The organism is Kitasatospora sp. NPDC056181 (assembly GCF_042266225.1).
Lineage (GTDB): Bacteria > Actinomycetota > Actinomycetes > Streptomycetales > Streptomycetaceae > Kitasatospora.
This window is the reverse complement of the sequence record NZ_JBHJUK010000010.1, coordinates 92211-99614: the sequence shown is the minus strand read 5'-3', so window position 1 is coordinate 99614 and position 7404 is coordinate 92211. Positions and strand designations below refer to the sequence as shown.

5 protein-coding genes are annotated in these 7404 nt (G+C 71.0%); all 5 read right to left on the bottom strand.

Annotated features, from left to right (window positions below):
- Positions 1–120: 120 nt before the first annotated feature.
- Genes ACFC1F_RS07075 through ACFC1F_RS07055 form a run of 5 tightly spaced genes read right to left on the bottom strand, consistent with a single transcriptional unit; the run spans position 121 to position 7371 of the window.
- Complete coding sequence (locus ACFC1F_RS07075; protein ID WP_376156230.1) at positions 121–267, bottom strand: hypothetical protein; 147 nt, start codon at positions 265–267, stop codon at positions 121–123.
- A 46-nt stretch (positions 268–313) separates the two neighbouring features.
- Positions 314–1324, bottom strand: a complete 1011-nt coding sequence (locus ACFC1F_RS07070) for a hypothetical protein (protein WP_376156228.1) — start codon at positions 1322–1324, stop codon at positions 314–316.
- Positions 1321–4353, bottom strand: coding sequence for an NHLP bacteriocin export ABC transporter permease/ATPase subunit (locus ACFC1F_RS07065; protein WP_376156227.1), 3033 nt, complete (start codon positions 4351–4353; stop codon positions 1321–1323). The genes ACFC1F_RS07070 and ACFC1F_RS07065 overlap by 4 nt, the downstream gene beginning before the upstream one ends.
- A gap of 3 nt (positions 4354–4356) precedes the next feature.
- Positions 4357–6564, bottom strand: coding sequence for an NHLP family bacteriocin export ABC transporter peptidase/permease/ATPase subunit (locus ACFC1F_RS07060; protein WP_376156225.1), 2208 nt, complete (start codon positions 6562–6564; stop codon positions 4357–4359).
- Positions 6565–7371 (bottom strand): HlyD family efflux transporter periplasmic adaptor subunit, encoded by an 807-nt coding sequence (locus ACFC1F_RS07055; RefSeq protein WP_376156223.1) that lies wholly within the window; start codon positions 7369–7371, stop codon positions 6565–6567.
- Positions 7372–7404 lie beyond the last annotated feature (33 nt).

The following is a 7404-nucleotide window of genomic DNA, read 5'->3' as shown; positions in this document are numbered from 1 at the left end:
GCGGGTACTGCGCCGGGTCGGGGGGGTGTTTGCCCGGGGGGGGGGGGGGGCCGCGGCTGGCCGGCCCCCCCCGAACGGGGGGGCCCGGGCCCCGGGCGGGGGGGCCCGGGCCACGACGGCTCACACGTACGGCGGGTAGGTCGGCTGACCTCCGTCGCCGCCGCCGATGGCGTCCAGGTCCCCGTCGCTGATCTCCTCGTCGACCTCCGTGACCGCCACGACGGCGGCGTCCTCGGTGTCGGCGTTGCGGGAGATGTCGTCCTTCATGGTGGTGAACTCCTTCGGTGGTGTCTTCTCGTGGCTCTGGCAGCGGTCAACTGACAGTGATGGGGACCTCGTTGTAGCCGATGACCTGGGCTTTCGCCCCCGAGGCGGTGGTCGGGATGTACGTCAGGAACGTCTCCAGTCGGCTGATGGTGAACTGGCTCGCCGTCGCTCCCTCGGGCTTTCCCAGCTGCGCGGCGTCACGGCTCTTCGGGGCCAGGGAGACGGTGCCGTCGGCCTTGACCGGGGTCAGCGTGTCGGTGATGACGTCGGAGGTGAACGCGAGCACGCCGCCGTCCTCGGTCCGCAGGGCGAAGGTCTTGGGGAGCGTCCGGCTCAGTGCCCTGGAGAGGGTCGTGCCGCGACCGCTCAGGGCCTTCACGCCGGCGTTGTAACCGTTGGAGAGGTTGTCGTCCAGCGGAGCGCTGTAGGAGAACTTGTCCTTGCCGGCGAGGTTCTGCTGGTAGTGGGCGAGGATGTCCGCTGCCAGGGCGTCCGGAGCCACCAGGAGGCCGTCCGGGCCCGGGACGGCGGAGGCGACGCCCGCACCGTCGACGGCGACCTTGGGCACCGGCCCGGTGACGTTGAGCGAATACGCGGGCAGGTAGGACGCTCCGGGCGCCTCCTGCACGAAGACGCGGTACGTGGGACCGGGGAAGGGCATGCCTCCCTGCGCCCGGCTGGACACGGCGAGGAACCAGTGGGGGAAGGCCGGGCCCGATGTGGCGTAGACGGTGATGGCCTGGTCACTGATGGGGGCGACCGGCTGGTTCAGTTCCTTGCTGATGCGCATCCAGGCGATGTCCGCGCTGAGCAGCGGCTCGGTCTCGATGCCGGCCAGGCCTGCGCTGTCCATGGCCTCGTTGACCCGGTTGTTCGCGGCGTCGTAGCCGCTGACCGCGGCGGACGCGTCCGCCTGGGAGACGACCGCCTCCGACGCCGACGCGTGTGCGCCCGTGTCGCCGCTGTGGACCGTGCCGCAGCCGGCCGTGCCGCCGAGGCCCAGCAGGAAGGTCGCCGCGGCGGCCTGCAGACGGAGGCCTCTCTTCTTGCGGTTCATGCCATCGCTCCTTCTGATTCGTGCATCTGCCTGCGCACCAGCTGGTGGAAGAGGCTCGTGGAGTCGCGGAGCAGTTCGGACGGCGGTCCGCACTCGGCGACCCGGCCCTCGTCGAGTACGACGACCTTGTCGGCGTCGAGGACGGTCGAGAGCCGGTGCGCGATGACGACCCGGGTCGCGTTCAGGCGCTGTGTGCTCTCCGTGACGATCCGTTGGGTCTCGTTGTCCAGCGCGCTGGTGGCCTCGTCGAAGAAGAGGATCCTGGGCCGGCGGATCAGGGCGTGCGCGATGGCGAGGCGCTGCCGCTGGCCGCCGGAGAAGGTCCCGCCGTCGCTCACGAGCGTGTGCATCCCCATGGGCATGGCGCGGATGTCCGCGGCGATGCCCGCCAGTTCGGCGGCGGCCCATGCGTCGTCGTGGCTGTAGTTGAGGGTGCCGGTGATGGCCTGGAAGACGGTGCCGGCGAACGGCTTCGTCTGCTGCAGGACGACGCCGCACTGCCTCCGCACCGCGGTGCTGTCCAGCGTGGCCAGGTCCTGGCCGTCGTACAGGATGTTGCCGCTGGAGGGCTGCTCGAAGCCCAGGAGCAGTCGCAGCAGGGTTGACTTGCCGCACCCGCTGGGGCCGACGATCGCCACGAACTCGCCCGGCCGCATGCTCAGGGAGACGTTGTCGAGCACCGGTGGACTGTTCTCGTCGTAGCGGAACGTCACCCGGTTCACGTCGATCTCCCCGGTCAGTTCACCCGGCACCGTGTGCGCTTCCGAGGCCTCCGGCAGCTCGGCGAGCAGCGGCTTCATGCGTTTGAACATGGGGATCACCGCGAAGGCCGAGGAGAGGGAGTTGGTCACCTGGATGACCGCCGCGAGGACGATGCCCAGGGCCGCGTTGAACGACAGGAACCGGGTCATCGACAGCGATCCGCTGGCCGGCCCGCTGATGACCGCGAAGGTGAGCAGGACGCAGACGAGCGGGTAGACGGCGTTGAACGTGGCCGCCGCGTTCTGGTACCTGCCGATGCGCTTCTGGAGCTCCTTCTGCTGCGCGAACTCGTTGGCCCAGGCCGCGAAGGCGCGGTTCTCGGCGCCCGCCACCCGCAGTTTGGGGAGACCCCGAAGCCTCTGGTACACCCGGTTCGCGAGCTTGTGCTCCAGGTCCAGCGACTGGGTCTGCCACTTCATCTGCCGTGCACCCAGCACGACGAAGAACACCACGCCGACCAGCACGTAGAGCCCTGTCAGCAGGGCCAGCGGCACGCTGAACCAGAACATCACGGCGAAGTTCACCACCGCGACCACGCCGGAGTAGAGCACCACGTAGCTCACGTTCATCAGCACCGTGCGGATGTTCTTCACCCCCAGTGCCGCACTGGCCAGTTCACCCGTGGAGTACCGGCGGAAGAACGGCGCCGGCAGGCGCAGCAGCCGGTCCCAGACGGCGGCCTGCAGGGTGGCCTCGAAGCGACCCCCGACGCGCAGCAGCGCCAGGTTCTCCAGCACCGCGAAGACCGCCGACGCGAGGGCGGCCACCAGGGTCAGGGCGCACACCTGCACGATGAGGCTCGTCTCGGCGTACGGGACGAACGTGCCCAGGACCAGCCCGGTGCTGATGGGCACGGTGGTGCTGACGGCGACCGCGACCAGCGTGAACACGATCAGGTTGCGGATGTCCCGTCCGCTGCCCTTCAGGCCGAACAGGATCAGCCGTCCCGTGCCGATCGGCCGCTCGGGCAGGGGCGGGTAGAACAGCACCCCCGTGTCGTCGAACCGCCCCGCCGTCCGGTCCCGCACCGGGCTCTGCTCGCCGGTGACGGGATCCCAGGCCACGTACCGTCCGCGCCGCCAGACGAACGCCACCGGCTCGCCGGAGTCGCAGCGGCGCCCGACGAACGGCCCGATGTTGGTGCGCCACCAGCGCCCGTCCAGGTTCACCGCGCGGATGCGGAAGCGCGAGCGCACCGCGATCGCCTCGATCGGGCCCGTCTTGCCGCCGGCCGCGGAGCCGCGGGCCGGCAGCATGGGGATGCCCAGTTCGTCGGCCACGATCCGGCAGGCCGCCTCGGTGGCGTCCTCGGTGTGGACGGGGCCGTTGCGCGAGAGGTGCTCGGCCGGCTGGAGTACCGCCTGGAGGACCCGGTCGGCCTTGTCGGTCAGCGCGTCCTCCATCTCGCGCACGGCCCGGATCCGGGACTCGGCCCGCTCCCCGTCGGCGGCGATGACCCGGTCGGCCATCCGCAGCAGGCGCTCGTTCACCTCGGCCAGGCGCTCCCACAGCCGGCCGTCGGCCAGCAGGTCACCGGTCGAGCAGGTCGTGAACGAGGCTGAGGGCCCGCCGTGGAGGGTGCTGCCCTCGGTGACCACGAACGCGTCGCCGCGGGAGAGGAACTCACCGCTGTCGGGCGTTCCGACCCGCAGTCGACCGGCGAGGACCTCGACCCAGACCAGTCCCTCGGCCGAGCATCCCGCCTCCCCTTCCGCCAGTTCGCCCCGGCTTCCGGCGGTCAGCAGCACGTGTTCCCCGCCGGCCGGCTGCTCGGTGACGAAGCCGAGAAGGCCGTCGAGCCCCGCGTCGATCCCCCGGGCGAGGGCGGCGAGCCGACCGGTCGGCCCGCCGGCCGCCCCGGAGCCGACGTCGGCGCGCAGGAGTCCTGCGAGGTCCGAGGCGTCCACGCGCAGGACACGGGAGCCGAGGACGGCTCGCAGGACCGGGACGCCGGCGGGGGCCGACGGTGGTGCGGCGATGACGGTGCCCGGGGTGAAGCGGCTGACGTAGTGCCACGGGCCGCCCTCGGCCGCCTCCATGACGAACATGTCGACGGCTCCGTCGGTCACCACCCAGAGCGCGTCCCCGTCCGTCAACCGGACGTGTCCCTCGTCGAAGGCGACCTCGGTGCCGGTCCCGGCGGGCGGTCGCCAGGTCGCCACGGCCACGGCGGTCACGTCGGCCACGTCGGCCTCGGCGGTCACGTCGGCCACGTCGGCCACGGCGGTCACGGGCGGCCGCTCGGACCCGGAGGATGTCGTCCTCATGCGTCAGTGCTCCCTGATGAGCTGGGCGTAGGCGCCGCCGGCCGCGGACAGGGCGTCGTGCGTCCCCCGCTCGACCACGTCGCCCCGGCTCAGCACGACGATTTCGTCGCTGTCGCGGATGGTGCTCAGACGGTGGGCCACGACGACCGTGGCGCAGCCGCGGCGGCGGATGCTGTTCATGATCAGGAGTTCCGTCTCGGCGTCCAGGGCGCTGGTCGCCTCGTCCAGGACGAGTAGGCGCGGGTTGCGGACGAGCGCCCTGGCGATCTCCAGCCGCTGGCGCTGGCCGCCCGAGAAGTTGCGGCCGTCCTCCTCCACCTGGGCGTAGATGCCGCCCGGACGCGAGGACACCACGTCGTACACCGCGGCGTCCCGGAGCGCGGCGATGACCTGGTCGTCGGGGATGGAGGTGTCCCACAGCGTGATGTTGTCCCGCACCGTCCCCTCGAACAGGAAGACGTCCTGGTCGACGAAGCCCACCGAGGCGCTGAGCACCTCCGGCGCGATGCCGTCGCGCGGGAGGCCGTCGATGTCCACCGAGCCCTCCCACGGCCGGTAGAGGCCCGAGATCAGGCGCACCGCGGTGGACTTGCCGCTCCCCGAGCCCCCGACCAGCGCGACCTGCCGGCCGGGGCCCACCGCGAACGAGAACTCGCTGACCAGCGGGGCGTCCAGCGGGTTGTAGCCGAAGGTGACCCGGTCGAACGTCAGGTTGCCGGCGAGTCGCCCGGCCGGGGCGTCGGACGCGGCCGGGCGTGGTTCCGGCCGGTAGTTCTCCACGTCGCGCAGCCGGGTCACCTGGACGGCGAAGTCCTGGACCCGCTGCGCCACCGCGATCAGCTGCGCGATGGGGCTGACGAAGGCCGACACCAGGGCCTGGAAGGCGACGAGCAGACCGACCGTCAGGTCTCCCTTCACCGCCTCCAGGCCGCCGATCAACAGCAGCAGCGAGGTGGTGACGGACGCCAGCGCGGGAGCGACCACCGCCATGACGGCACTCGGCACGCCGATCCGCTGCTGCCCGGTGACGACGACGGACTGCTCCTTGGCCCAGCGCCGGAAGAAGGTGTTCTCGCCGCCCGTGGCCTTCATCGTCTCGATGAGCTGCAGGCCGCTGTAGGAGGTGTTCAGCAGCTGCGCCTCGTCCGTGGCCAGTCGGCTGACCCCGCCGGCCCGGATCCGGGCCACCGTGCGCAGGGCGACGATGTTGAGCAGGGACAGCGACACGCTCAGGACCGTCAGCCAGGGGTCGTAGGCCCACAGCAGGCACGCGTACACCACGACGACCAGCGCGTTGACCAAGGTGCTCGACAGGTCGTTGGACAGGGTCACGGCGACCTGGTCGTTGGACTGCACGCGACTGCTGATGTCCGCCGGACTTCGCTGGACGAAGAAGTTGATCGGCAGTCTGAACACGTGGCGCAGGAAGCGGCTGCTGTTGATCGTCGCGTTGGAGATGCGCAGGCGCAGCAGGAACGCCTGGCGCAGGAAGGTGAGCACCCCCGTCGCCATCACGGTCGCGGCCATCAGGCCGAAGAACGCCGTCAGGAACGAACGGTCGCCGCCCAGCAGGATGGAGTTGACGAACGCCCGGGTCAGAGCGGGGTACGCCACGCCGACGACCGCGAGCAGCACGCTGGCGTAGGCGCTCAGGGCGAGCAGGCCCCAACTCCCGCGCAGCCGGGTCGGCATGCTCGCGAGGACGCCGGGGCGCCGGCCGCCGGGGCGGAACCCCTCGCCCGGCGACATGGTGAGCACCACGCCGGTGAAGCTCTCGTTGAAGTCCGCGAGGTTGACGACCCGCGGCCCGCTGCCGGGGTCGTTGAGGTGGACGACGTCCTTGCCCAGGCGTCGGCCGAACCCGTTGAGGACCACGAAGTGGTTGAACTCCCAGAACAGGATCGCCGGGGGCGCCAGCTTGGACAGCGCCTCGGTGTCCATCCGGCGTCCGGTCGCCGTCAGGCCGTAGCGCCGGGCCGCCTTGAGGACGTTCGAGGCCTTCGAGCCGTCCCGCGAGACTCCGCAGGCGACCCGCAGCTCCTCCAGCGGCACGTAGCGCTTGTAGTGGGCGAGGATCATGGCGAGGCTGGCGGCCCCGCACTCCAGTGCTTCCATCTGGAAGATCACCGGTGGCTTGACGCGTCGGGCCGGGCGGCGCCTCGGCCAGGACCGCGCCCTCGGAGTACCGTCGGTGGTGGTGAGTACGGACATCTACGACAACACCCAGCTAATCGGTCTGACCGATGGCAAGTGCACGGAAGCGCTCACCAGCGTGCGGGAATCAATCAGGTACGGCGGGCCGGTGCGGGTGGACCACTGGAACCCACTCGTCGTGCCCGGTGCGGTCAGGAGTTTCACGACCACCTGCATCGGTTGGCCCTGGCCGGAGAACTGGCCGGCCAGTTGGGCGTCGCCGAGGAAGCTCGCGATCTGCTTCTGGGTCTGGGAGAACTGGCTGACCGACTGGACGACGCCGCGCATCACCCCGTACTCCTGGGCCGGAGCGGACCGCAGATCGAGGTCCACGGTGCTGCCCTGGGTGATGAGCCCGGCGCTGCTCGTCGGCGCGTACAGCACCGCGATCAACGGATCGGTCGGACCGCCGACGCGCTCGACCACGGCGAGGTTCGTGCCCGCCGTGACCACCTGGCCGACCTGCGCCAGGACGGCCGTGGTGCGTCCGCCGCTGAAGGCGCGTACGGTCTGCTGGGTCGAGTCGACCTGGACGGTGAACAGCGGGGCCTGCGCCGGGAAGGTCGTGCCCTGCTGGGCGAAGACCCCGGTGATCTGCCCGGAGACGGGGCTGTCCAGGGTGTAGCTGCCCTGACCGTAGGTGAGGATGCCGGGAACGGTGACCTGGCGCGGTATCGCCCCGGTGAACGCCCACAGCGAGCCGAAGGCGACGAGCACCGTGACCATGAGCAGCGCGACCAGGCTGCGTGGCTTGGCCAGCGTGGCCGCTGTCCCGAGGTCGGTGGTGGACTGGAGCTTGGCGAGTGCCTGCTCACGGAACTGCACGGTTGGGCTTCCTTCCTGCGGGAGAGGCGCTGC